This window comes from Photobacterium japonica (assembly GCF_050337005.1).
Classification (GTDB): Bacteria; Pseudomonadota; Gammaproteobacteria; order Enterobacterales; family Vibrionaceae; genus Photobacterium; species Photobacterium japonica.
The window spans coordinates 1-23,903 of record NZ_JAKJSN010000013.1 but is presented as its reverse complement, the minus strand read 5'-3'; the positions used below and the strand labels follow the sequence as shown (position 1 = coordinate 23,903).

The 23,903-nt window shown below is 51.4% G+C and carries 21 protein-coding genes; 11 read left to right on the top strand and 10 right to left on the bottom strand.

Translation table 11 applies throughout. The features are described 5' to 3' along the window. The first annotated feature begins 50 nt into the window (after positions 1-50). Together cydD and cydC are read left to right on the top strand one after the other, a co-directional pair. A complete protein-coding gene (gene cydD, locus L4C36_RS05170; RefSeq protein WP_428476724.1) occupies positions 51-1,823 on the top strand; it encodes a heme ABC transporter permease/ATP-binding protein CydD in 1,773 nt (590 codons plus the stop codon). Beyond that, a complete protein-coding gene (cydC, locus tag L4C36_RS05165) occupies positions 1,816-3,537 on the top strand; it encodes a heme ABC transporter ATP-binding protein/permease CydC (protein WP_428476723.1) in 1,722 nt (573 codons plus the stop codon). The genes cydD and cydC overlap by 8 nt, the downstream gene beginning before the upstream one ends. A gap of 134 nt (positions 3,538-3,671) precedes the next feature. On the opposite strand, the gene rimJ is transcribed toward cydC, so the two are convergent. Then, the gene (gene rimJ, locus L4C36_RS05160; RefSeq protein ID WP_428476824.1) at positions 3,672-4,256 is read right to left on the bottom strand and encodes a ribosomal protein S5-alanine N-acetyltransferase; all 585 of its coding nucleotides are present in this window, start codon (positions 4,254-4,256) and stop codon (positions 3,672-3,674) included. Positions 4,257-4,416: 160 nt separating this feature from the next. Between rimJ and L4C36_RS05155 the strand changes: the two genes are divergently transcribed. Next, a complete protein-coding gene (locus tag L4C36_RS05155; RefSeq protein ID WP_428476722.1) occupies positions 4,417-4,893 on the top strand; it encodes a methylated-DNA--[protein]-cysteine S-methyltransferase in 477 nt (158 codons plus the stop codon). 70 nt (positions 4,894-4,963) lie between these two features. Here L4C36_RS05155 and tyrR read toward each other — a convergent pair whose 3' ends face one another. The 7 genes from tyrR to pspA all read right to left on the bottom strand — a co-directional run bounded on the left by tyrR (position 4,964) and on the right by pspA (position 12,383). Further along, positions 4,964-6,499: a transcriptional regulator TyrR gene (gene tyrR / locus L4C36_RS05150; RefSeq protein WP_428476721.1), complete on the bottom strand. Its 1,536-nt coding sequence runs from the start codon at positions 6,497-6,499 to the stop codon at positions 4,964-4,966. Positions 6,500-6,647: 148 nt separating this feature from the next. After that, positions 6,648-8,201 carry a DUF1254 domain-containing protein gene (locus L4C36_RS05145; RefSeq protein ID WP_428476720.1) on the bottom strand — a complete coding sequence of 518 codons (1,554 nt, stop codon included), beginning with the start codon at positions 8,199-8,201 and terminating at the stop codon, positions 6,648-6,650. Positions 8,202-8,398: 197 nt separating this feature from the next. Continuing rightward, entirely contained in the window at positions 8,399-9,430 is a 1,032-nt protein-coding gene (locus tag L4C36_RS05140) for a YcjF family protein (protein ID WP_428476719.1), read from the bottom strand. Then, positions 9,427-10,824, bottom strand: coding sequence for a YcjX family GTP-binding protein (locus L4C36_RS05135; protein ID WP_428476718.1), 1,398 nt, complete (start codon positions 10,822-10,824; stop codon positions 9,427-9,429). Before L4C36_RS05135 ends, L4C36_RS05140 begins: the two co-directional genes overlap by 4 nt. 202 nt (positions 10,825-11,026) lie before the next feature. Beyond that, a complete protein-coding gene (gene pspC / locus L4C36_RS05130) occupies positions 11,027-11,413 on the bottom strand; it encodes an envelope stress response membrane protein PspC (RefSeq protein WP_428476717.1) in 387 nt (128 codons plus the stop codon). Further along, positions 11,410-11,640: an envelope stress response membrane protein PspB gene (gene pspB / locus L4C36_RS05125; protein WP_428476716.1), complete on the bottom strand. Its 231-nt coding sequence runs from the start codon at positions 11,638-11,640 to the stop codon at positions 11,410-11,412. The genes pspC and pspB overlap by 4 nt, the downstream gene beginning before the upstream one ends. A 77-nt stretch (positions 11,641-11,717) precedes the next feature. Next, complete coding sequence (gene pspA / locus L4C36_RS05120) at positions 11,718-12,383, bottom strand: phage shock protein PspA (protein WP_428476715.1); 666 nt, start codon at positions 12,381-12,383, stop codon at positions 11,718-11,720. A gap of 195 nt (positions 12,384-12,578) precedes the next feature. Between pspA and pspF the strand changes: the two genes are divergently transcribed. The 6 genes from pspF to L4C36_RS05090 all read left to right on the top strand — a co-directional run bounded on the left by pspF (position 12,579) and on the right by L4C36_RS05090 (position 19,072). Then, a complete protein-coding gene (gene pspF, locus L4C36_RS05115; protein ID WP_428476714.1) occupies positions 12,579-13,649 on the top strand; it encodes a phage shock protein operon transcriptional activator in 1,071 nt (356 codons plus the stop codon). A 140-nt stretch (positions 13,650-13,789) separates the two neighbouring features. Next, a complete protein-coding gene (sapA, locus tag L4C36_RS05110; protein WP_428476713.1) occupies positions 13,790-15,412 on the top strand; it encodes an ABC transporter substrate-binding protein SapA in 1,623 nt (540 codons plus the stop codon). Position 15,413: 1 nt separating this feature from the next. Then, positions 15,414-16,376 carry an ABC transporter permease gene (locus tag L4C36_RS05105; RefSeq protein WP_428476712.1) on the top strand — a complete coding sequence of 321 codons (963 nt, stop codon included), beginning with the start codon at positions 15,414-15,416 and terminating at the stop codon, positions 16,374-16,376. After that, positions 16,363-17,250, top strand: coding sequence for a putrescine export ABC transporter permease SapC (gene sapC / locus L4C36_RS05100; protein ID WP_428476711.1), 888 nt, complete (start codon positions 16,363-16,365; stop codon positions 17,248-17,250). Before L4C36_RS05105 ends, sapC begins: the two co-directional genes overlap by 14 nt. Then, positions 17,250-18,251, top strand: a complete 1,002-nt coding sequence (locus tag L4C36_RS05095) for a peptide ABC transporter ATP-binding protein (RefSeq protein ID WP_428476710.1) — start codon at positions 17,250-17,252, stop codon at positions 18,249-18,251. Before sapC ends, L4C36_RS05095 begins: the two co-directional genes overlap by 1 nt. Next, positions 18,248-19,072, top strand: a complete 825-nt coding sequence (locus L4C36_RS05090) for a peptide ABC transporter ATP-binding protein (RefSeq protein ID WP_428476709.1) — start codon at positions 18,248-18,250, stop codon at positions 19,070-19,072. The genes L4C36_RS05095 and L4C36_RS05090 overlap by 4 nt, the downstream gene beginning before the upstream one ends. 155 nt (positions 19,073-19,227) lie before the next feature. Here the strand turns inward: L4C36_RS05090 and L4C36_RS05085 are convergent, their stop codons facing one another. After that, positions 19,228-20,226 carry a DMT family transporter gene (locus tag L4C36_RS05085; protein ID WP_428476708.1) on the bottom strand — a complete coding sequence of 333 codons (999 nt, stop codon included), beginning with the start codon at positions 20,224-20,226 and terminating at the stop codon, positions 19,228-19,230. Positions 20,227-20,313: 87 nt separating this feature from the next. Between L4C36_RS05085 and L4C36_RS05080 the strand changes: the two genes are divergently transcribed. Together L4C36_RS05080 and L4C36_RS05075 are read left to right on the top strand one after the other, a co-directional pair. Next, positions 20,314-21,270 (top strand): LysR family transcriptional regulator, encoded by a 957-nt coding sequence (locus L4C36_RS05080; RefSeq protein WP_428476823.1) that lies wholly within the window; start codon positions 20,314-20,316, stop codon positions 21,268-21,270. 94 nt (positions 21,271-21,364) lie between these two features. Next, positions 21,365-21,967 (top strand): nitroreductase family protein, encoded by a 603-nt coding sequence (locus L4C36_RS05075; RefSeq protein WP_428476707.1) that lies wholly within the window; start codon positions 21,365-21,367, stop codon positions 21,965-21,967. 46 nt (positions 21,968-22,013) lie between these two features. Here the strand turns inward: L4C36_RS05075 and L4C36_RS05070 are convergent, their stop codons facing one another. Further along, positions 22,014-23,321 (bottom strand): MgtC/SapB family protein, encoded by a 1,308-nt coding sequence (locus L4C36_RS05070; RefSeq protein ID WP_428476706.1) that lies wholly within the window; start codon positions 23,319-23,321, stop codon positions 22,014-22,016. Positions 23,322-23,903 lie beyond the last annotated feature (582 nt).

Here is a 23,903-nt window from a genome sequence, read left to right as displayed (position 1 = left end):
TCGCCTTCATTCTCCCGCTATAAGAAGCTCTATGCAGCGCAAGTTTTAATATGGATAAACAACAACAACGTGATTTAACCCGTTGGTTAAAATCACAGAGCACACTGGCCAAGCGCTGGTTGATGCTCAGTGTCGGACTGGGATTCCTCTCAGGGGTGCTGCTCGTGGGGCAAGCGGCTTTGCTTGCTCACATTTTGCATCAACTGATCATTGAACAAACCGATAAATACCAGCTCGTCAGCAGCTTTATCGGCCTGTTCGTCATTGTGGGCTTACGTGCCCTGTGCAGTTGGGGACGCGAAATCTTTGGCTACCGCTGCGGAGAGCAGATCCGTCTGCACATTCGTCAGCTCATCTTGCAGCGCTTGCAACAGTTAGGCCCGGCCTACATCAAAGGCAAACCCGCTGGTGTGTGGGGCAGTTTGGTGCTGGAACAAGTCGAAGAAATGCAAGATTTCTTTGCCCGTTACCTCCCACAAATGTCGATTGCCGTGTTAGTCCCGGTCGTTATTTTGGTCGCCGTCTTCCCACTCAACTGGGCCGCAGGCCTGATTTTCCTCATTACCGCGCCCTTGGTGCCAGTGTTCATGGCCTTAGTCGGTTTGGGAGCAGCAGACGCCAACCGCCGTAACTTCAAAGCGCTACAGCGCTTATCTGGCCATTTTTATGATCGCCTACAAGGCCTAAGTACACTGCGCTTGTTCAACCGCGCAGAGGCCGAAGCCGAGAACCTGCATGCCGCCTCTGAAGTGTTGCGTAAACGCACCATGGAAGTACTGCGCATGGCCTTCTTGTCTTCTGCTGTATTGGAGTTTTTCTCCTCTATTTCCGTGGCGATCGTCGCCGTTTACTTCGGTTTCGCGTTTATTGGTGAATTGAACTTCGGCCACTATGGCGTACCTATCAGCCTGTTTACCGGCTTGTTTGTCTTGGTACTGGCTCCAGAGTTTTATCAACCGCTGCGTGATTTGGGCACCTTCTACCATGCTAAGGCGCAAGCCATTGGTGCCGCTGAATCCATTGTCGAATTCCTCAATACAGAGGCTGATACGATGGATCAAGGCGATAAAAATTTGGACTCACCAGAAACCATCACCATTGGTGTCGAGCAATTAGAAGTCCTCAGCCCAGAAGGCCATGTGCTGGCGGGCCCATTAACCTTCTCGATTGCCGCCCATGAACAAGTGGCCCTGATTGGCCCAAGCGGCGCCGGTAAAACCAGCTTGCTCAATGCGCTACTCGGCTTTTTACCGTACCGCGGCAGCCTGAAAATTAACGGCGTTGAATTGCGCGAACTGGATCATAGCCAGTGGCGTCAAGCCATCAGTTGGGTGGGACAAAACCCACTGCTGCTGCACGGTAGCGTGCGTGACAACATCACACTGGGTAATCCACTTGCCACTGACGAACACGTGCAGCAAGTGGCCAAACAAGCCTATGCCGATGAGTTTATCCAGCGTTTGGATAACGGCTATCAGCACCGCGTGGGCGATCGCGCCAGCGGCCTGTCTGTCGGCCAAGCTCAGCGTATTGCCGTGGCCCGTGCCATGTTGCAAAACGGGGCATTCTGGCTACTGGATGAACCCACCGCCAGCTTGGATGCCGCCAGTGAGCACTTGGTGCTCGACAGCCTGAAACATGCTGTTGATGGCCAAACGACCCTGATGGTGAGCCACCGTCTGGATCAATTAGCCAACATGGACCGCGTGTTAGTCCTTGAACACGGTCAGTTAGTGCAAAACGGCCATTTTGAACACATTCGCCACCACGGCCTGCTGGCCGATATGCTGGCTCATACTGATAAGAGGGATCTCGATGCGTGATTTAATCCCTTACCTCAAACTGTACCGAAAGCACTGGTTTGGTTTAACACTGGGCATGCTTTTGGGACTGGCGACCTTGCTGGCCGCCATGAGCTTGCTGACGCTGTCAGGCTGGTTCATTGCCGCGTCTGCCGTTGCTGGCTTAACCATTGCCCGCGAAACCTTCAACTACATGTTGCCAGGTGCCGGCGTGCGTGGCTTCTCGATGGCCCGTACCGCAGGGCGTTGGGGCGAGCGCGTGGTCAGCCACAATGCGACCTTCAAATTACTGGCCGATTTGCGTTTGTTCTTCTTCCGCAAGCTGACGCCGTTGATCCCAGGTCGACAAGCCAACTTGCGCGATGCTGATCTACTGAACCGTTTAGTGGCCGATGTGGATGCGATGGATCATGTCTATCTGCGTCTTGTCAGCCCACTGATCATCGGTGTGATTGGCCTTATCGCCATCACGGCATTTTTGGCCTACTTCGATCTCACCATTGGCTTAACGCTGGGTGCGGTTCTACTGGCCTTAATGCTCAGCTTGCCGGTTATTTTCTACCACCTCGGCAAGCGCCACGGTGCGGCACTGACCATGGCAAAAGCCAACTACCGCATCAAGCTATTGGACTGGCTCCAAGGCCATGCGGAACTGCTGTTGTTCAATGCTGAAGATCGCTACTACCAAGATGCATTAAGCGAGCAAGAAAGCCTGCTAGTGGCCCAACGTAACATGGCCAATCTGACCGGTTTAGCTAACGCCATCCTGATGGCCGCAACAGGTTGGACATTGGTATTGATCACCTGGATCGCGGCAGATGGCCTAAACGGTCAGGCGCCCGACCCGTTCGTGGCAATGGTTGCGTTTGCCACCATGGCGAGCTTTGAATTGATGATGCCCGTTGCAGGTGCTTTCCAGTACTTGGGACAAACCCTGACTTCGGCCCGTCGTTTAAATGAGATCATTGAAGCCACGCCCGATACCCCGTTTGATCCGGAAGGTCATCATCAAACGGCTGTCGGCAACCTGACTATCGAGAACCTGCACTACACCTATTACGGCAGTGATAAACCGGTGCTGAGCGATGTCTCGCTGTCAATTAAAGCCGGTGAAAAAGTCGCCCTACTAGGGCGTACCGGTTGCGGTAAGTCCACCTTGCTTCAGCTGTTGACCCGCAACTGGGATCCCCAGCAAGGGCATATCCAGTTAGACGGTATAGCACTGCCTCAATGGCAGGAGTCGGCACTGCGCGCCGCCATTACCGTGGTCAGTCAGCGCGTCGATATGTTCAATGGTTCATTGCGTGAAAACCTCGTGCTGGCGAAGCCACATGGCACCGACGACGAATTTACCTCCGTGCTGGAAAAAGTGGGGCTAACCACCCTACTTGAAGGCCAAGGATTGGATACGTGGCTCGGTGAAGGGGGGCGTCAAATCTCTGGGGGGGAACGCCGCCGTATCGGGATTGCCCGTGCCTTGTTACATGATGCGCCTATCTTGCTGATGGATGAGCCTACTGAAGGGTTGGATCGCCGTACTGAACAGCAAATCATGAGCTTGCTGTTGGATCACGCGAAAGACAAGACGGTGCTGTTTATCACCCACCGCTTGGTTGGCTTGGAACACATGGATCAGATTTGCCTGATGGATGAAGGCAAAATCATTGAGCATGGCCAACACGCCAGTCTGCTGGCACAAGGTGGCCGTTACGCGGAGCTGTGGCAGCGTATCTAGCGAGTTAGCGAGTTAGCGAGTTAGCGAGTTAGCGAGTTAGCGAAGCCTGTCGGATCCCGACATTGCAACAAACAAAAACGAGCGCCGAGGCGCTCGTTTTTTTCATCATGAGAATCTGCTTGGCAACATGCGGACTAATCCAACGGCGGTTGCCATGACGCATTCAAACGCGCGGTCAGGATATGATCTTCCCAGCGACCGTTAATCAACAAATAGTCTTTGGCGGTGCCTTCTACCTCAAAGCCGCATTTACGCAGCACGGCCGCACTCTTTTCATTGCGCGGCATGTACGCCGCAATAATTCGGTGAAAAGACTGATCTTCAAACATCCAACGGTTACCAGCGTCTAATGCCCGCCCCATGATCCCTAACCCTTGATAATGTTCGTCAATCGAGTAGCCCACATGGCAGGCATGGAACGGGTGACGGACCAAATTACTGTAATTCACCACCCCACAGATATCGTCACTGCCTTTTGGTTGGATAACGAAGTAATAGGCCAGCTTATGCTTGTGCAGCTTCATCAGCTGATCCAAGCGTTGCTGCCAGCCAAACTCAGTGAAAAAGCCTTCATCACGCAAGGGCTCCCACGGCTGCAAATAATCGCGATTACGTTGGTAATAGGCCGTAATGGCCGCCACATCTTTTTCCGTGATCAAACGCAGATGGCAATCTCCGATGTCGATCGTGGTGGCACGGCGAATAATGGAATGAAACAGCACGTTGTGTTCCTATGGCTATCCTTGATAAAAAGACGTTAGCACAGCTCCCCCCTATTGACTATAAACATATGGCTGGTCAATATTTACGCATAGAGATCCACGATGATTGGTATACTCTAGCTACCACCCCGTCTCCCTTTAAACGACAGTGATAACTATGCACTATGACTCTCTTGATTCTGTCTTAGGTAAAATTTACCTGCTTGCCGATACGCAAGGATTACGCCAACTGCTGATTGCCAGCCCCGGGTTCGCCCCCGATAGCCAATGGCAGCATGATCCCCAATTTATGTCACCCTATATCACCCAACTGGCTGAATACCTTGCAGGGAAACGCAAAATCTTCACCGTCCCCCTCGCCCCCAACGGCACCGACTTTCAACGCCAAGTGTGGCACGCACTGACCGAAATCCCTTATAACAGTCACCGCTCTTACCAACAAATCGCAGAACACATTACCCACCCTTGTGCGGTACGTGCCGTCAGTATGGCGAAAAACGTCAACCCTATCCCCTTATTCATTCCTTGCCACCGCGTAGCGTCCGAGTCAGAAGCGCAATCCAGTTGCCGCTATGGTCACACCGTGATCCAGCAGCTCCATGCCTTGGAGAACAGCGAACTCACCCTTCGCTAACGTAAACGCGAGGCATAAAAAAAGGAAGGCCGTTTCAGCCTTCCTTTTTACATCCGGATTTACTGCGTACTCAGTGTTTGTTAATCCCGTATTCACGCAGTTTATTCGCGACGGCAGTGTGAGACACGCCTAAACGCTTCGCCAACTTGCGGGTCGAGGGATAACTGCGATAAAGATTGCTCAAAATGCCGGACTCATAACGTTTCATGATGTCATCCAGTGACCCGTCCAGAATCTCTTCGGTAATCACCGTGGAGGACTCATTTTCGGGTAACTGTACGTCATCCACCCGGATCTCCGCCCCTTCCAGCTGTGTCATCGCACGGAACAACACATTACGCAGCTGGCGAATATTCCCCGGCCACGCATACTGGCTCAGGTATTGTGCCACCTCTGGCGTCAACTGCGGCTTAGGCTGTTGCAGCTCTTGGGCGAACTGGGACAAGAACAAATCGGCCAACGGCACGATGTCTGCCGTACGTTCACGCAATGGCGGAACCACCAGCGACAACACATTCAAGCGGTAATACAGATCCTCTCGGAACTGGTTAGACGCCACGAGATCAGGCAGTTTTTTCTGTGTCGAGCAGATCACTCGCACATTCACCTTCATTTCACGCTCTTCCCCCACACGACGGAACGTGCCATCTTGCAAGAAACGCAGCAATTTGATCTGCAAGTGTTCCGACATTTCGCCAACTTCATACAAGAAGACGGTGCCTTCATCGGCCTGCTCAAAAATGCCTTTCTTGCCCGGTTCAGTTGCCGTTGCCGCCATCCCGAACAACTCGGTTTCCGCCGCATTGTCGGGCATCGACATGCAGTTCACCAGCAGAAACGGCTTCTCACGACGTAGCGAACGCTGATGACACGCGCGCGCCAGCATTTCTTTACCGGTGCCGGTTTCACCTTGCACCAGCAATGGCGCATCCAGCATCGACAACTTTTTCGCTTGCGAGACTAACTGCTTAAAGCGAGAAGATTGACCAACAAGATGCTCAAACCCGTTATCGCCGCTAAGCTTACGCATGGCGATCGGCATTTTCGCTTCCGACAGAGACTTCAACAGGATCACGGCACTGGCCAACACCTGCTCTTCACTTTCATCGGTCACATACACGGGCATGACTTCCATCATGTAATCCAAGCCCGATAACACCACCAACTCACTGCGGGTGGTCGCCTTGTCTTTTTCCAACCATTGATGGGTATTGAAGCCCACCAAGGTCTGAATATTTTCGCCCAGAATGTCGCTACGCACTTTACCTAACAAGGTTTCGGCCGCGTCATTGGCTAAATCCACTTTGCCTTGCAAGTTGATAGAGAAAAACGGATCGGGTAAGGCCTCTAACAAGGCTTTGAGTTCTTTATGTTCACGCTCGCTCGGCATGAATTGAATCTTGCGCACATCGGTCACGCCATCCAACTGGCGGATTTGTGACATCAACTGACTAAATGATTCAAATTCCACTTCAGGACAATTGAGATAAATAATCCCCACTCGGTCTATTTCAATCCCACGCAGATCAATTTCACGGCTCGCCAAAATATCTAGCAGTTCGCGGGCGATACCCAATCGGTCTTCACAGAAGACTTGTAGTCTCATAAGCTTCTCTTCCAAGGTGTCAGGAATTGTTGACAGTGGAAGTGTGCGCTTTCCCCGGATGTGAGTCAAGCCATTGCCACACGAAACGAAAAAGCACCTAAAAGGTGCTTTTTCATCATGTTGCCTCGGCGTTCATACCCCATGTAGGTTAATGTGATGAGGTCATCGGCTCCATATCGCCCGGTTGCCAACTGTCGTCATACCAGGCTTCCAGCGGCCCATAGAGGCGCAATATCGTAAACCACCCTTTACCCGGTATGGTTTGAATCCAATTCGCTTCTTTGCCTTCTGGCGCTTCAGGGCCAAAGTACACATCCACCGAACCGTCCTTATTCACCAACAGCGCATCACGCGTATTATTTTTGCTAGGGAACGGCTGGCTCGTCTGCAATTCAGAACGGGTCTGGGTGTCATAAACCACGATTGACCAAAAGTTCTTCGCCGGTACATTGGCCGGTAGCGTCAGCTTATAATGCTGGCTCCCCGCTAACGATTGACCGTCTTTTGCCTGATCAAGCAACGCATACTGTGACCCTTTTCCGATCAATTTCAAGGCCATCGCAGGGGTATTGACCGTCGCGACGTAAAAGAAATAACTGCGAGCATCAAGGTTACGCCCCCCTTCACCGTCATCAATTAACCAGCGGTAATCCCCACCAATAAAGGCTTTTTTCCATAACCGCCCCGGATAACGGTAAATGTCGTCCTGACGCGGATTGAAAAAGAAAGAACGTGCAGCCGCATTACCTATCGCCACGCCCTCTGTCAGGTGCTGAAGCATGTGCTCATCAGGCTGAAAAGGCTGATCTTTCTGTAACCCTAAGCTTGCCATCATGCCGCGTAATTCAGGAGTGATGAACCCAATCGGCTCCTTATCAAGTACGGGCTTCAGTTCATGATAAAAATGGACATCATTGGCGTGAATCGTATTGAATACCTTACCACTGCCAGAGGTAAATGCCATTTTTGGCGGGGTCGCTTTTTTCGCTAATGGGTAGATTTTCAAATGCTGCTTGAATGCGTCGGTGGCGGCAGTGGGTTTACCGTCCTGCAAAAAGCCGCGCGCGATAAACCAGTTGGTGAAACTCGTCGATTGGGCGACGAAATAGCCGTCGGGCACCTCGCCTTTATAGTCTGGCGGTAAAATCAGGTACTTCCCCCCTTTCCCTTTATCTGGCCCCACAATTCCCAAATCCGTCACGAAACGGAAAAAAGCATCATTGACCGTGGTCGGCCCCATACCTGGTGGCACTTCAATCACCGTCGGGCCATCGCGTTCTAAATCTAAAAATGCGGACGCATAAACGGTATCGGTATTCCCTGTCAGAAACAGAGGATTGGAATCCATCAATTTATCAAACAGTAGCACTTGATTCGATTGTGTGATCCCTAACGTTGCGTGACCCAGTCTGAGTGCTTCCAGTGACGCCATTGGAATCGCTTGGAGAAACACTTCAGCCGCACGGGACGTATCAAGAAAGTCGTACACTTTCTGGCTGGTTTGTTGTGAGGGGATACCGTCATTAAATGACAATGTCCCTAGGCGGGTTTCCACCGTATTGGGGGTAAGAATTTCAGCGGGAATGGGCGTATTATAGTGTTCGGGCACCGCCTCAGCCTGCACCGGCGACGTGAACATCACGCTGGCTATCGCCAAGCCCAGCAGCACGCGCCCTGTCGCGTTTTTTTTATGCTCTTCCATTATCTACTCCTGAATAGGTCGTATCGCTATCCTGTCGTTGTCATTCCTCAGATAAAACCGCGCTGGCCAGCGAACACGTAGGCTCAGCCGACAATGACACAATAATGAAAGCGTAGCCGTTTACTCAGGATTGTGAGTCCACAATCAAGGCAGACAAAAAAGGCGCCACATCCTAGGGCGCCTTTCTCTTAATGCACTTAGTCTTTTTTAGGGGAAAGCTGACTTAACAGATCCCGTCGGATTTCACTCAGCTTCGGCTGTTGCTCGGGTTGCCAAGGCAAAGGACGCATCAGGCTGATCGCTTTCAAACCTAAACGGCCGGTCAGCAAACCCACCCCGACACCTTGTGCCACACGGGTCGACATGCGTCCCGCCAAATCCATCGACAGCATATCCATACCACTGTCTGCAATCAGCTCACTCGCACCGGCCACAGCCATGTTAGCCAGTACCAGTTTCACCAGACGGATCCGCGACCAATAGCCCAGTTCAACGCCGTATACCGCCGAAATTTGCTCGATCAAGCGGAAATTACGCCACGCCACCAGCAGCATGTCGGCCACCGCCAACGGGCTGACCGCCACCATAATGGCCGCTTCACTGGCGTACTTAGCCACCAATTTACGCGCCCGTTTATCCTGATGCCCCAGCACCATTTGATCATACAGTTGGATCACTTCACGATCGTTATGGGTCGCGGCCAACGCATGCTGCCAGCGATCGTATCCGGCATTTTCTTCCGGCACTCTCCCCTGACGGGCTAGGCGGGTACAAAACGCGCGAGCGGCACCAATGCCGTCAGCGTCGAGCAAGGCTTGCGCTTGTTCGCGTTCACTTTGGCGATGCTTCAACCGACGCAAACTCATCCATTCACGTCCTAGTGCTGTGATCCCGGCCGTGGCCAAGCCAGCCACAATGACGCTCCAGCCCATCGCAAGCCAGTCACCGCCCTGATACGCGGTCACCACATAATCTACCGTCTGCCAGCCGGCCATTAACGTACCGCCCAGTAGCAAGCCTTTTAGCCAGCCTGCACCACGCTTCGGTTTCGCCGCCAACGTGTCCGTCAGGCCGTCTTCTACCTCGGTGTCACCGTGGGTTTCCGGTAAGAACGTCGCTTTTTGCGCAAACTGCTGCTGTGCGGTTAATTCCGGTTGTGCGTGTGTCGTCGCGCCATCACGTTGCGGCGCTTCATCAAATTCAATTTTGCTTTTGTACTGTTCATTCATCGTAATTTATCTCCCAGCAGGTATTCCAACGCTTYATCCATACGGATATGCGGCAGCGGCTCATCACTCTGTAGCCCCAATGGGCGGAAATTCACAAAGTCAAAGCCCGATTGCTGCCAAAACGCCTCACTCGGTAAACGCTTAGGCACATCGCCGGGAAACAAGGTTTTAGCCTCACCCGACATATCATAACCCCGTAATGCAGGCACTTGTTTGCCTTGATAATCGACAAAACCCGGCTCAGTGGCCTGAATCGACGACAGGCTGACACAATCCATGGTGATCCCTTCAAACGAGGCGGTTTGCCACGCTTCATTCACCAATTGCTGTAACAAGTTAACCAAGTTCGGGTGCTGCTCGGGCGTAACATGGTCCGCCTTGGTGGCGGCAAACAACACCTTATCAATACGCGGTGAAAACAAACGGCGCAACAACGAGCTACGGCCATAACGGAAACTTTGCATCAATTGATCCAGCGCTTGGCGCATGTCATTGAACGATTCCGGTCCCGCATTCAGCGGCTGTAAACAGTCCACTAAAATAATTTGGCGATCAAACGTCGAGAAATGCTCTTTGTAAAAGGCTTTCACTACGTGTTGCTGGTAATAACGGTAGCGGCTTTTCAGCATGCCGAGGTTAGTCTCCTCACTGGCATCCGCCCATTGCTGCTCCGTCACACCGTCCATCCATACCACAGGGAAGAACTGCAATACCGGCGCCCCCGCCAGTTCGCCCGGCAACACAAAGCGCCCCGGCTGCACCCAATGTAAGCCACCTTCAGCTTTACACTTATAAAGGTATTCGGTGAAGTAACCGGAGATCTTTTCAATCAAGACTTCATCGGCGGGTGCAAACGGGTCAAAGCTTTCGCCCATCGCCAGCCAGTCGGCCGCCAAGGCTTCACGCTTGCCTTTCAGCACGTGAGACTGTTGTTTCGACCACGCGTAGAAGTCTAAATCCAATAAGGGTAAATCCAGTAACCACTCCCCCGGATAATCAACAATATCGAGGTACAAGGTCGCGGTGTCTTGTAATAATTTAAGCGGCCCGCGCTGTGGCTTATAACGCAACGCTAAACGGGTTTGGCTCACATCACGGGTGGGTGACGGCCAAGTAGGCGGGCTGGAGAGTAACGACTGCATGCCTTCTTCATAACCGAATCGCGGTACATGCATATCAATTTGCGGGACGCGTTTGGCCCCCAGCAAATGGCCGTCTCGCACGGCCGTAAACAACGGCAAACGCGGGTTGGTGCTGACATGCATCAATTGATTGACCAGTGACGTAATAAACGCCGTTTTACCGGCGCGAGATAAACCGGTCACGGCCAAGCGCACATGGCGGTCTAAACTCCGGTTCACTAGCTTATTCAACTCATTACCAATTCGGTTCATAGTCTTTCCTGAATCATTCTCGCACGCGGGCCATACCTGCCCGGTGTCCGTTATTAGCGAAGAATATAAGGGGTGGAAGATTAACCTATGATGAACCGCTTATTCAGCATTGGCCACCCTCTTTCATCATAAGTCCTTGTTCACTCAAGGTACAAAAAAGAAAAGCAGGCGATAGCCTGCTTTTCTGGGTGATGCAGCAACCTTAAAGATTGCGGAATTCGCGGTTCACTTTGTAGGCGGACGACGTGACATAGGCTTCCATCTTTCGCAAATCTTGCTCAATGTGCTCAAACTCACGCTCAACATTTTGCAAAATGTCTTTTGCGGGTTTGCCCGCCTGCCACGGTTTTTGCTTAACGTGGTGCTCACGAAACAGCGATTGCTGCTGCATGCGCGCTTCCGGCATCTTCTCGAGGATTAACCACGCCGCGATGTACGCCAAGGTGGCAAAGAACCCCACCCCCAGCAAAAATGCCGACACTGCCAAGATGCGAACCAGCCAGATTTCCATGCCAAAATACTCGGCAATACCGGCACACACACCGCCTAACTTGCCGTTTTTCGGATCACGATAGAGGGTCTTATTCATGACTTATTCCTCCATTGTGGTGCTTCTGCATCCAAAATACGCTCCAGTGTTACGATCCGCTCTTGCATTTGCTCTGCGCGTGCGACCAGAGCTTGCAATTTGTCATGATCGTCCCCTGATAACCCTTCACTGCTGTGTTTCTTAGAACGGTAGTGAAGCAGCAGCCACAATGGGGCAACGAAAATCATAAAAACAATCAGCGGCCCAACAATAAACCCCATAGACATTACATTCTCCTTAATACGCGCAGATTCATTAATTTATCACCTTGGTCCTTATCGCTATCGCGATCTGTTCCGTTTGATCACGCTTTGCCTTTGATGTCGGCTTTCATGCGCTCAAGTTCTTTTTCGATAGCATCTTGTGCTTGCAGGTCCGCAAATTCATCCTGCAAGTTTTTACCACGGCCTAGGCTGTAGCTGTCCGCTTCGGCTTCCATCTCATCGATGCGACGCTCATACTGCTCAAACTTGTTCAGTGCTTCGTCCACTTTGCCAGTATCAAGCTGACGGAGAACATCACGGCGTGTGCCTGCGGCTTTGTGGCGCATCACCAACGCTTGCTGGCGGGCACGGGTTTCTTGCAGCTTACGCTCAAGCTCTGCCACTTCACCAGCCAATTTTTCGATGGTTTCTTCCACCAGCTTAAATTCTTCGTTCAGCGTTAACGCCACGTCATTCAGTTTTTGTTTTTCAATCAATGCAGCACGCGCCAAATCTTCGCGGCCTTTTTGTAGTGCAAGGCTCGCTTTTTGCTGCCAATCATCCCCTTGAGATTCGATGGCGTGAATACGACGCTGCAATTCTTTTTTATCTGCCAACGCACGGGCCGATGAAGTACGCACTTCCACCAAGGTGTCTTCCATTTCTTGAATGATCAGGCGGATCATTTTTTGTGGATCCTCGGCTTTATCAAGCAGCGCGTTCACATTAGCATTAACGATGTCAGCAAAGCGTGAAAAGATACCCATAATTACATCTCCAATATTACGTTCTTGATTAATCGGTCTGCATACTGTTGTAGCTAGCACGACGACAACTATGATGACTATTACAACAACCGTGCCAACTTTTTTGTTCATTAAATATCAACAACTTGGCTTTACACCACACCTACACCCCTGTTACGGTATGACCAAATACGCCAACAGTTAGCGAGATTAACCATGCGCAAGCCTGATAATTTAATCGGTGAGTCCGAAGCCTTTCTTACCGTCCTCGATCATACGTCCCGCCTTGCCGCGCTCAACCGACCAATCCTTATTTTGGGAGAACGCGGGACAGGTAAAGAATTAATCGCTCAACGTATGCATTATTTGTCACGCCGCTGGGATCAACCGCTCATTTCCCTCAATTGTGCTGCGCTCAGTGAAGGGGTGATTGACTCCGAACTGTTTGGTCATGAAGCCGGCGCCTTTACTGGCGCCAAAGGACGTCATCAAGGCCGTTTTGAACGTGCCGAGAACGGCACCCTGTTTCTGGATGAGTTAGGCACCGCCCCCCTTGGCGTACAAGAAAAATTGCTTCGGGTGATTGAATACGGGGAATATGAACGGGTCGGGGGCAGTAAAACCTGCCGCGCCAATGTGCGTTTAATTTGCGCCACCAATGAAGACTTGCCGCAGCTGGCGGCTGACGGCAAATTTCGCGCCGATCTGCTTGACCGCCTCGCCTTTGACATCATCCACCTGCCGCCCCTGCGCGAACGCCAAGAAGATATTCTGCCGCTGGCCGACTATTACGCCGTGAAAATGTGCCGTGAACTGGGCTTCCGTTATTTCTCCGGCTTCACCCCAGAAGCGACCGAGCACCTGCTGACCTATCGCTGGCCGGGGAATGTGCGTGAGCTAAAAAATGTCATCGAACGCTCCATTTTCCGCCACGGATTGGAAGATGAGCCTGTCGATGAGATCATCCTTGACCCGTTCCGCGCCCCGTGGCACGACAAAAACAGCCTGAGTGCTCTTGCAGCCAGCCATACCCATCCTTCCTCCGTCAGCGCAACACCCTCAAATGCCGCCACCGTCGCATCGCCTTCCATCGGTACGGCACTGCCCGTGACCTTTCCGGTGGATTTTCGTCAATGGCAGCAGGATCAGGAAATGGAACTCATTCAACAAGCCCTTGAAGAAGCACAGTTTAATCAGCGTAAAGCGGCTGAGCTGCTATGCTTGAGCTATCATCAACTGCGTGGGCTGCTTCGTAAATACCAGTTAGTTGGCGGTCAGGAAGGCTGATCGCCCACCGTCTCATACGCGTCAGGCATGAATACCTGATAGAAAATAGGGATAAAAAACAGGTATTTTAAGGAGATGACTTGGTCACTCAGTAGGATAATGGTAAATTTGTCATCTTGTTTTCAATAAAATTTTATCTTATGAGCGCCTATATTCGTCTTCTGCTTGCGTGTGTAAGCCTTGCTAGCCTTTGGGGCTGCAGCGAGCCACAGCAGGATAGCAATATTCGCAGCCGTGGCTTCGTCTATTGTGGGCAAGATACGCCTGCCACCTTCAACCCGCAGTTAACCGACGGCGGACTCACGGCGGATACACTGGCTGCGCAAATCTTTGACCGCCTTTTATTGCTCGACCCCGTGACACACCGCCCTTTGCCTTCTCTCGCCAGCAGCTGGACAATCAGTGATGATGGCCTGACTTACACGTTTTCCCTGCGCAAAGGCATCGAATTTCAGTCAACGGACTGGTTTAAACCTACACGTCAATTCAATGCACAAGATGTGGTGTTTAGTTTTAAACGAGTCATTGACCCAACGCACCCTTTCCATGCGGTGTCTGGCGGACGTTATCCGTGGTTTGAAAGCCAAGGTTTTGCCAATTTGGTGGAAGACATCACCATTATCGATCCTTACACGGTGCAATTTAGCTTAACGCGCCCAGATAACGCGTTTTTGGCCAATCTTGCCACCACGTATGCCGTGATCCACTCGCAAGAATATGCCAACAACGTACTGCGTGCCGGTAAGCCGGATCAATTGGATAACCTGCCTATCGGGACGGGGCCGTTCTTCTTAGAGCAGTATTTACCCAACGACTTGGTGCGCCTGAATCGCCACCCTGGTTATTGGCAAGGTGCGGCTAAAATGGAACAAGTGGTGTTTGATATCGCCTCACGTGGCACCGGCAGTTTAGCCAAATTGCTCAGCAAAGAGTGTGATGTGCTGTCATCACCCGTCGCCAGCCAGTTGCCGATCATCAACGACAAAGAAGACTTCTCACTCAGTGCACAAACTGGGATGAACGTGGCCTACCTTGCCATTGATACCAGCAAACCCGCATTAAAAGATGTGCGCGTGCGTGAAGCCATCAACCATGCGATTAACCGCGATAACCTGCTCAGCTCCGTGTATTACGGCACCGGGACAGAAGCGCACAGCATTTTGCCGCCGATGTCGTGGGCCTATAGCCACAGCAGCAATGCCTTAGGTTATAATCCAGAAAAATCCCAAGCCTTGCTCAAAGACGCCGGTTTCGATAAAAACCTGCGCCTGAGTTTATGGGTGCCGATCGAACCGCGCCCTTACAACCCGAGTCCGCGTAAAACCGCCGAGCTGATCCAAGCGGATTTGAACGCGGTGGGTGTGCAGGTCGACATCATCATGCAGGACTCCATCAATCGCTTTAGCAACATTGATAAGTTCAACAGTGATTTGATCTTAACCGGCTGGATTGCCGACAATGGCGACCCGGATAACTTCCTGCGTCCGCTGTTATCGTGTGATGCCAAAACCGCCGGTCTAAATGACGCCAACTGGTGTAATTTAGATTTTGATAACTTGCTGGAATTAGCGTCTCGCACCAGCCAGTTGAATCAGCGTTTGAATTATTATCAACACGCCCAAAACATTATCGACCAGCAAGTGCCGATTGTGCCGTTGGCGCACGGCGTGCATTTCCAAATTCATCACAACTCACTAAAAGGCTTACAAATGAGCCCGTTTGGTACCCGTTCGTTCTCTACGGTGTACCGGAGCGAAAAATAATATGTTTATCTATACCATGCGACGGCTCAATCTGTTCGTGATCACCTTGCTGATCCTGACCATGATTGGCTACAGTATTCTTCGCCTTGATCCTGAATCATTGTGGACCAGTCAGCCGTTCTGGGCGGGCTGGGTCGCTTACCTGCAAACCCTGTTCACCGGCCACCTTGGCCTGAACCAACAGGGTATGCCGATTTGGTACGAAGTGGCGGCGGCGTTCCCTGCCACCTTGGAACTGTGTTTCTTTGCCTTTGCGTTATCACTGCTGATCGGGATCCCGCTTGGCACCTTGGCTGGCATCAAACGCGGCCAGTTCATTGATACCGCTATTTCATCTGTCACACTGGTGGGCTATTCGATCCCGCTGTTTTGGTTAGCGATACTGCTGATCATGGTGTTTTCATTGGAGTTAGGCTGGTTGCCTGTTTCGGGCCGTTACAGCCTGTTATATGAAATTGACCAGCAAACCGGCGTGGCACTGATTGATGTGATGTTGTCTGACAAGCCATACCGTGCCGAAGCCCTGATGGACGTGATCCGCCATTTGGCGTTGCCGACCTTTGTGCTGGCGATGGCGCCAACCACCGAAGTGATCCGCCTGACGCGCTCGTCCGTGTCGGATGTGATGAACCAAAACTTCATCAAAGTGGCACAAACCAAAGGCTTGTCGATGTTTGAAATTATTTCACGCCACATTCTGCGCAATGCTATTCCCCCGATCATTCCTAAGCTGGGGATGCAGTTTTCGACCATGATGACCTTTGCCATGCTGACCGAGTCCATTTTTAACTGGCCAGGCATTGGCCGCTGGCTGTTGGACGCCATTTCTGCACAAAACTATGTCGCGATTCAGGCGGGCGTGATCACCGTCGGCAGCTTCATTTTGATCGCCAATATCTTGTCCGATCTGACCGGTGCCTTTGTTAATCCGCTTGTGCGCAAGGAATGGTATGCTATCAAATAACATCTACCAAGAGACCAAGATCCCGACCCAATGGGAACGGGCTTGGCAGAATTTCCGCGCTAACTCGCTCGCCATTTTTGGCTTTTGGTGTTTATTACTCCTTATCTGCCTGACGCTAGTGGCCCCGTGGCTTGCGCCGTATAACGCGGTCAGCCAAGTGGGTGAACTGCTGATGCCACCGTCGTGGGATCCCGCTGGGCACGTGGAATTTTTCTTTGGTACTGACGACCTCGGCCGTGACATTCTTAGCCGCTTGTTGATGGGCACACGCCTGACCTTTGGTTATGCCATTTTGATTGCGCTGTGTTCCGGCGTGATCGGAATTGCTATCGGCGTACTGGCGGGGATGACCCGAGGTCTGAAATCGAGCTTCCTTAACCACGTACTCGATACCGTGCTGTCTATCCCTTCCCTGCTGCTGGCGATCATTGTGGTCGCTTACATGGGGCCGGGCGAATACAGTATTTTACTGGCGATTTGGTTGGCGTTGATCCCACGTTTTATTCGTGCGATTTACACCGCCGTACACAATGAAGTCGAAAAAGACTACATCATCGCTGCGCGTTTGGATGGCGCGAACGATTTCTACCTGCTGTACAACTCGATTCTGCCGAATATCTTGACCGTTGTGACCAACGAATTCACCCGCGCAATTTCCATCGCGATGTTAGACATTGCGGCGCTGGGTTTCCTTGGCTTAGGGGCGCAAGCACCGTTGCCTGAATGGGGTGCCATGGTCGGTGACTCCATTGAACTGGTGTACCTTGCCCCTTGGACCGTCACACTGCCCGGTCTTGCCATTACTTTTAGCGTATTGGTTGTAAACTTAGTAGGAGAAGGCCTCCGCCAAGCAATCAATGCGGGGATTGACTGATGCCACTGTTAGATATTCGCAACCTCACCATTGAAATTGATACCCCTCAGGGGATGGTGAAAGCCGTTGATCGCATGAGTTTGACGATCAACGAAGGGGAAATTCGCGGTTTAGTGGGTGAATCGGGCTCGGGTAAGAGCTTGGTCGCCAAAGCCATCGCGGGTGTCACCAAAGACAACTGGCGCGTCAGCGCAGACCGCTTACGCCTTGGCGATGTGGATTTGCTGGCGCTGTCACCGCGTGAACGCCGCAAAATCGTCGGCCGTGAAGTGGCGATGATTTTCCAAGAGCCATCATCGTGTTTAGACCCGTCTGAACGCGTAGGTGCACAGTTGGAAGAAGCGATCCCGTCCAGTTCATTCAGCGGCCGTATTTGGCAGCGTTTTCATTGGCGCCAGAAACAAGCCATTGCCTTGCTGCACAAAGTCGGCATCAAAGATCACAAGCGCGTGATGCGCAGTTATCCGTATGAACTGACCGACGGGGAATGCCAAAAGGTCATGATTGCCATGGCGATTGCGAACCGCCCTCGCCTATTGATTGCCGATGAGCCCACCAACGACTTGGATCCGATCACGCAGGCGCAAATTTTCCGTCTGCTGAGCCGCATGAACCAGTTGGGTAACACCACCATTTTGTTGGTCAGCCACGATCTGACCACCGTCACCCAGTGGGCAGACCGCATTACCGTGATGTACTGCGGCCAGTCAGTGGAATCGGCCAGCCGTCAGCAATTGTTAGAATCCCCACACCATCCGTACACTGTGGCCTTGCTGCGTGCGATGCCAGATTTCAATATGGATGAACTGCCACACAAAAGTAAATTGGCGACCTTGCCGGGCTCTATCCCGCCCTTACAGCATTTGCCGATTGGTTGCCGATTAGGCCCCCGTTGCCCGCATGCGCAACGTAAATGTGTGGAAGTCCCAGAGCGCCAGAAAATCAAGACACATAAATTCAGCTGCCATTTCCCGCTGAATATGGAGGAGAACGCGAAGTGAGTGCGTTACTTGAAGTCGAAAACCTGAAAAAAGACTATCACTACCGTTCTGGGCTCTTTCGTCGCCGTACTATTGAAGCGGTAAAACCCGTGTCATTCAGCCTTGAAGCCGGTGAAACCATCGCATTCATGGGCGAGAATGGGTCGGGCAAATCGACCCTTGCCCGTATGCTGGCAGGCGTGGTTGAGCCGACAGAAGGGATCATCCGTGTGAACGGTGAGCCGTTGGCGTACCGAGACTACCAGACCCGCTGTAAGCTGATCCGCATGATCTTCCAAGATCCGAACACCTCGCTGAATCCACGCATTCAGATCGGCAAGATCTTGGAAGGCCCGCTCAAGCGAAATACGGACATGACGCCACAGGCGCGTGAACGCCGCATCATGGAAACCTTGAAGCGCGTTGGCTTGTTGCCTGAGCATGCGTACTTCTATCCGCAGATGCTAGCAACCGGTCAGAAACAGCGTGTCTCGCTGGCTCGTGCTCTGATTTTGCAGCCGTGTATCATCGTCGCCGATGAAGCGTTAAACGGTCTGGACATGTCAATGCGCTCGCAGATCATCAACTTGTTGTTAGAGTTGCAAGAAGAAATGGGCTTGTCCTATATCTACGTGTCGCAGCACATGGGCGTGATCAAGCACTTCACGGACAAAGTGATGGTGATGCAAGACGGCGAAGTGGTTGAACAAGGCCCTACTGCGGACGTGTTTGCTAACCCACAACATGCCTTAACGCAAAAGTTACTGGATAGTCACTTCTCTGCGCCCTCGCATGATCGTACTAACCGTATCAGCAGTGCCACACCCAAAATAGAGTGTTGATCCGCGAACAATAAGTTCACACAGATATACCAACAAAAACGGGCTTCGGCCCGTTTTTTTATGTATTTCCTTTTCCTTTTCCTTTTCCTTTTCCTTTTTTAGCGTCCACCAATGCGAGAGAAAGCACAACGACATGACATATCCAATATCTGTCATTAACGCTCACGTTGAATAAAAATCAACCCCATCACAACCAACAGAATACCGGGTAACACTATCCAGCTAAAAGCGTGTGGCTCCAGAAAAAAGCTCATCCCCATCACAAACACAGGGGTCAGCAAACTGTAGGCTGCACTGCGGGCGGCACCTAACGTTAAAGCCCCCAACTGTTGTAAAAAGAAACTGAGTAACGTTGTGAACACAACCAGGTATAACAATCCCCAATAGACGGTGGCAGGCAGTTGCTGCCAGTCAGGCCAAAATGCGAGAGCAGTACCACTGGCGGTCGCGGTGAACACAACAAATATCAGCAACAATACGCTCGCCATCATCAGCACCCAAAAAGTCATGACGGCCACGGGTTCTTGCGTATGCCAGCGTTTAACCAACGGTTGGTAGGCCCCCAAAAATAAGCAGCCAAAAAGAAATATGCCGTCTCCCGGATGCAGCTGTAGCGCTAACAATGCGGATACGTCACCCCGGAAAACAATCCAAATCGCCCCCATGGTACCCAGCAGTAACCCGACGTTACGGCGCGCACTGCTGCGCTCACGATTGATCCATCGCGCGTACAACGCTGAAAACACAGGCACAAGCGTAAAGAGTGCACCGGTATTGAGTACACTCGTGGTTTCAAGGCTGGTGAACATACTACAAAAAAACACCACCAGTGGCACCGCGAGCGCGACGTAAACGCGCAATCGCGCCACCGTGGGTAGCACTAGGCCAAAACGGAAGTAAATATAAGGCGCAAAAATCAGAGCGGCCAAAACAAAGCGTAAGAGCATTAATTGACTGGGCGTCAGTGATTGCCCTGATTGGCTCAGGCTCTGCATCATCATCCCCCCAAGCGGAAAAGAACCGGCGACCAACAAGGTCATCAACACTAACAACGCGTGGACATAACGGTAAGACGGGCGGTTTTCAGGGGTAGGTAGCAGCATCAGGATAACCTTGAACATCAAATCGAATTCAAAGGTTAACCGGTTTCTCATTGATCGATAATCCACACTCAGCGAGAATAACTGTTTACATAATGTAAACAATTACCCGCTCACTTAAGGATAAGTATGAAGGGAAAACTGGAAAGCTTCAGCGCCATGCCCGTTTTTGTTGCTGTGATACAGGCGGGGGGATTTTCGCCAGCAGCCAAACTACTGGGTATTTCTAAATCCGCCGTCAGCAAACGCATTACTCAGCTAGAAGAGCAACTTGGGGTAAAACTCTTGTACCGTACCACACGAAAACTGAGCCTGACAGAAGCCGGTGAGCACTACTTTGAGCATGCCGCACAAGCCTATCAAGCTGCCAGCCATGCCGAAGAGGCGGTACAGCAGTTACAGGGGGAGCCACAAGGCCGATTACGGATCAGCACCCCAATGTCGTTTGGCCGTTTGCATGTCGCGCCGATGATACCTGCGTTTCTTAAACGCTACCCGAAGATCAGTCTCGATATGGTGATGGATGATAAGCGGGTGGATATGGTTGCTGATGGTGTTGACCTTGCTATTCGCACTGGGGATTTAGCCGATTCCAGCCTGATTGCCCGCCATCTTGCCCCCATGCACAGTGTGCTTTGTGCCTCGCCAGCGTACTTGGCTGAGCACGGTATGCCTCGCACACTCATGGAACTGGAAAACCATAATTGCCTGATTTTCAGTTACTCCAATGATGTAAAAGAATGGACGTTTGTTAAGTCCAACCCGCAGGGCGATAGCCAAGAAACGGTGACGGTAGTGGTGAGTGGTAACTATCGCGTCAACAACAGTGAGGCGTTGCACGAGGCCATCTTACACGGCATCGGTATTGGTCGCCTCCCCACCTTCGTCGCTGGCAAAGATATTCAAAATGGCCGCCTCATCCCCTTATTCCCCGAGTATCAGATGGCGAGTATCACGCTCAATGCGGTCTTTTTAGAACGTAAGTACATGCCCGCCAAAGTCAGGGCATTTTTAGACTTTGCCGTTGACTATTTCGGTGGGAGTGTCCCCTATTGGGATCGGCCTTTTGATGAAAAAGTGAGGAAAACTCAACAATGATTTTCCAATTAGTCCGGTTATCACGCAGTCAGAAACGACGTAAGCTGTTTCACATCATCTGAACAGAACGTCACACATAACCTTAGGAAATATAATGGATTTATTTACCGCTATCGAAAGTCGCCGCGCAGTGAAACATTACGCACCTGACGCCACTATGTCTGAAGATGACTTTCAGCAATTAATGACGGCGGTATTGCTCTCCCCCACCAGTTACAACATTCAGCATTGGCGTTTTGTGCGAGTGACTGACCGTCAGCAGCGTGAGCAAATTGAAGTGGCAGCATGGGGGCAAGAGCAGATCACAAAAGCCAGTGAGCTGATCATCTTGTGTGCTGACACTCAAGCTTGGCAAGACCGCCCTGAACGTTATTGGGAAGAGGCACCGCAAGCCGTGCAAGACATGCTGGTGACGATGCTGACGACGTTTTACGATGGCCGAGCGCAGTTGCAGCGGGATGAAGCGATGCGCTCTTGTGGCATGGCAGCACAAACCTTAATGCTCGCCGCCAAAGGCTTGGGGTATGACAGTTGCCCAATGATCGGCTTTGATAGCGATCGCGTTGCTGAGCTAATCAACCTGCCAGAAGACCATGTTATCGGCATGATTATCACCGTTGGTAAGGCAGCAGAACCCGCCAAGGGACGTGGTGGCCAATTACCACTGGACGCCGTGCTCGTCGAAAACCAGTTCTAGAAAAACAGATCTAGAAAACCGGCGCGAGAAAACCAGATGTAACGGCTCAATGTTGGGCGATGGCTTGCAAGGCCAAGCCGCCCAACACCACCGCCAGCATAATCGGCACAATCACAAACTTGCGCATCGCTTTATCACCAATCACACAGGCCATGCCCATTTTGACCACGCTATTGACGGCGGCGGCAATGAAGATCCCCATCGCCGCTAACGCAATACCAACCTGACTTGCACTCTCAGCAATATTCTCCCCTGCGCCGACAGCACTTTGCCGCCCTAATGCCAGTGTGATGGCATCCACATCCGTAATGCCCGACAGCGCCGCCAACATCAACGTACCGGCATTACCAAACCACTGCTGCAACGCACTGGCGAGCACGATGATCACCATCAGGATCACCCCAAACACCAATGCTGACGTGAGTGCCAATGGGTTCTGTTTCATTTCCGGTGTTGTTTGACTGTCTGATTTGTGTTGTCGCCATATCCAGCCCGCGGGCAGGTAGAAACCCAGCATCATCACTAGCATGGGGAGCCACAAACGCTCGAATAAGGCCCAATTTACCACCGAGCAGACAAATAAAATACGCGGAAACATGGTCCCGCAACTGAGCAAAATGCCACTGGCGAGCAAGCCACTGAGCGGCGGTTGTTGCTTGGAGAGGTGCGAGAACTGTAAGGTCAGTGCGGTAGACGAACTCAGCCCCGCAAACAGGCACGTCAGCAAAATGCCCTTTTCCGTGCCGCCAATTTTCATCGCGAAATAGCCGACAAACGAAATGCTGGCGATCAACACCACCATCCACCACACTTCATACGGATTAATGGCATCCCACGGCCCCATCGACTGATTGGGCAACAACGGCAGCATCACCACTGAGATCAACAACAAACGCAGTGCGGCATCCAGTTCGTACTCTTGCAGTTTGCGCAGCGCGCCGTGCAGTTCTTGTTTGTTATCAAGGATAATGGCGGTAATGACCGCACTGGAGGCGGCTAACACGGGATCCCCCACCACTGCCAATGCGCCGAGCAAAAAGGTCAGCAAGGTGCCAACTAAGCCAGTGATACTCAAGTTATTGTGCCACCGTAAACGGCTAACGTAGGCTACCGAGACAATAACAGTTAAGGCAATGAAGGCTAACCCAAGGAAGAGTTCTGAGAAATGATCCGCCAGCAGACCACATAAACCACCAAGCAACCCGACCAAGGAATAGGTACGAATCCCCGCGATGCGACTACCCGCCGCTTCGTTGCGATCCACCCAGCCACGCTGAATACCAATAATGGCGCCGAGCAACAATGCAATGGCTAACCGTATATAGGGCGAGGAAAAATCAAATCCTGAGTCCATGGCAACCTCCACTGGCGAGTGATAGATCCAGTGTAGGGGGTGTAACGGAGAAGGTATGTTGGGTGGGTCACGGAACGATGAAGTCAGCGAGTGTCGAGGGACTAGGATCGAGGAAGAGCGGGGGTTTTGGCATCTATCAACCACTAGGTTGGTGGAGGAATCAGTTGTTTCCGATATCCTGCAATTGACATGGGATATACCGATTGAAGCAAATAGAGTGATTGACCGAGCCATAAAAAAAGTCGAATGTACTCAGTTCAGAATGATAACGTTGTTGCGTATAGAAAAAAGTATAAAAAAGGCAGCGATTTCATCGTATATTTATATCCATAAAAATCAAACTGAACAAACCTGTTATTATTAAATTCCATCGTTCACCATCAGAAATTATAACCTCACCTTAATTTCAATTGGTTAGCAAAAATGCCATGAGAGTCTACAGTCATACATTATTGGAATATCATGAAAAAAACGTTTAAATATTGCCTATTGATCTTATCGACTCTATTAATTTCTTTTTTACTTTTTGTGTTTAATGTGAACTTCCATTCTCATACTGAACTTAGCCCCGACAATCAGTAT